Raw genomic sequence first — 2,260 nt, 5'->3', positions numbered from 1 at the left:
AAAGTAACCAAGATAAAAATGGCCATCCCACCACCCAAGCAAGTAAAAGGCTGACAACTAAGAGAAGCGGCGCAATAATAACGCCCATCCAGATTGGCACAAGACCAGAGGCAAAGGGTCTGCTTCGCTTTCTCGGATGAGCTCGATCACTTTCGAGATCCAGCAAGTCATTGGTTATGTAGACAGAGGAAGCACAGAGCCCAAAAGCAAAGAAGCTTAAAACCAATGCAATCCAGCCGTCGATGTTCTCCAGTTGATGGGCTGCCAATAGGGGCACAAAAAGTAAAAGGTTCTTTAGTCATTGATGCACACGCAAGACTCGAGCCCAAGTAGACGCTCGAATTGGCTTAGGAGGGAATTCTTTTTCAAGATCGCAAACTTCGGCTGCAAAACCAGCCAGATTTCGCTTGCCGTTGACGACGACTGCACGATTGGCTTTTTCCCAGACCAGCAGGTCTTTACTAGAGTTCCCTGCGTAATCAAATCCAGATTCGCCGAAGCGCTTGACAAGTGCATCTGCTTTATGACCACCAGCCAGATTCATCTGACCATCGCTAGCGATCACTTCATCAAAAATTTGTAAATGCTCTGCTATCTTATGTGCAATTGTCTGGTCCGACGCCGTGCATAGTATCAATCGACGTCCGCTGGCACGTTCCGACTTTAACCACTCAATTAACTCGACGTTGTATGGCAAGGTCTCAGGTGAAAAGTCTGTCGATGCCGCTAACTTAGCCTTTAATACGGCTTTGCCCCTTAGTAACAAAAAGGGGATCCCAAGCGCACGGACTGGCTTATCACGCAAGAGCCACATGCTGGACTCATGCAGCATGTCTGTATGAATAAGCGTTCCATCAAGGTCAACGACCAGTGGGTGGTTAGGCAGCACTAAATTTCCGACTCTAAAGTAAACTATAGGTGTGCATTGTATCCACTTTAGCCGCAAAACTTCCCAAGGTTGAATCGAGCTCCAAGCTATCGTCAAATCTAGACAATATGTATTGACCTGCCACACCTCAAGCGACGTGGATTACGCTGGAGGTTGGACAACCGAAGGCGCAGAGCCACATTGAGGGAGCAGGTCATGAAAGAGTGTACCAAGTACGTAGGTCTAGACGTTCACAAATCCACGATCGCTGTTGCGATTGCAGAAGCCGGTTCTAGCGAGGTTCGCTACCATGGTGAGATCCCGAACACGCCTGAGCAGGTTACCAAGACTTTGCGCAAGCTCAGCAACTCGGGTGCCAAGTTGTCCGTCTGCTACGAGGCGGGGCCATGTGGCTACGAGGTTTATCGTCACCTGACCGATCAGGGCATTGATTGCATGGTGGTGGCACCGTCCATGATCCCGCGCAAGCCAGGTGATCGGGTCAAAACAGATCGTCGTGACAGCGAGATGCTAGCCAGACTTCACCGGGCGGGTGAACTCACCGCGGTTTGGGTGCCCAGTGCTGACCAAGAGGCCTTGCGGGATCTGGTGCGCGCTCGAGCCGACTTTGTGCTTTTGCAAACCCAAGCGCGCCAGCGTCTCAATGCGTTCTTATTGCGACATGGAAAGAGGTTTGCAGGCAAGAGCAAGTGGACACAGGCTCACTTTCGCTGGCTTGAGACGATTAAATGCGGCTTCCCCGTTCAGCAGATCGTCTTGCAGGAGTATATCGATGCGGTCACGCATATGCAAAAGCGGGTCAAAACTTTGGATAAACAAATCGAGTTGGCTGGCAACGAATCGACACTCAAACCCTTGATCCAAAACTACATGGCACTGCGGGGTATTAGCCGCTTGGTTGCCACGGCACTGGCTGCCGAGCTCGGTGACATAACCCGGTTGCCAATGCGCCACAGCTGATGGCCTATCTGGGACTCGTGCCCAGTGAGCACTCCTCGGGCTCGAGCAAAGTCAGGGGTGGCATCACCAAGACGGGCAATGGTTATATGCGACGATTACTAACTGAGGCGGCTTGGACGTACAGGCACCTGGCCAGAAAGACTGCTTGTGTACAGCGACGGGCTGAACAAACACCTGAGCAGGTCCAGGAGATCGCCTGGAAAGCTCAGCAGCGACTTTGCGCACGATACCGCGGCTACATTCAGCGCGGCAAAGTCTCGGTGCAAGCCTGCACAGCGGTTGCTCGTGAACTGGTGGGCTTTATTTGGGCTATCGGCCAAGCCACGGGTCCTTTGCATGAGATCTCGGTCAATGCATAAGCCAACTGCCAATCAACTTGCGAGTTACCCACCGCGCCGCTCGCCTCGCGCC

At 52.3% G+C, this 2,260-nt stretch carries 2 protein-coding genes and 1 pseudogene; 1 reads left to right on the top strand and 2 read right to left on the bottom strand.

Annotation, left to right across the window (positions count from 1 at the left end):
- Together AC2JC8_RS10060 and AC2JC8_RS10055 are read right to left on the bottom strand one after the other, a co-directional pair.
- Positions 1–268: UbiA family prenyltransferase (locus AC2JC8_RS10060; RefSeq protein ID WP_484594680.1), on the bottom strand; the 268-nt coding region annotated here is incomplete at its 3' end.
- Between the two features lie 30 nt (positions 269–298).
- Complete coding sequence (locus AC2JC8_RS10055) at positions 299–889, bottom strand: haloacid dehalogenase-like hydrolase (protein ID WP_484594679.1); 591 nt, start codon at positions 887–889, stop codon at positions 299–301.
- A 195-nt stretch (positions 890–1,084) separates the two neighbouring features.
- On the opposite strand from AC2JC8_RS10055, the pseudogene AC2JC8_RS10050 reads away from it, so the two are divergent.
- A pseudogene (locus AC2JC8_RS10050) lies at positions 1,085–2,208 on the top strand (IS110 family RNA-guided transposase).
- Positions 2,209–2,260 lie beyond the last annotated feature (52 nt).

The sequence above is a fragment of the Synechococcus sp. genome (assembly GCF_982614295.1).
The sequence above is the reverse complement of the archived record's forward strand: the minus strand, read 5'-3'. Positions and strand labels throughout refer to the sequence as shown.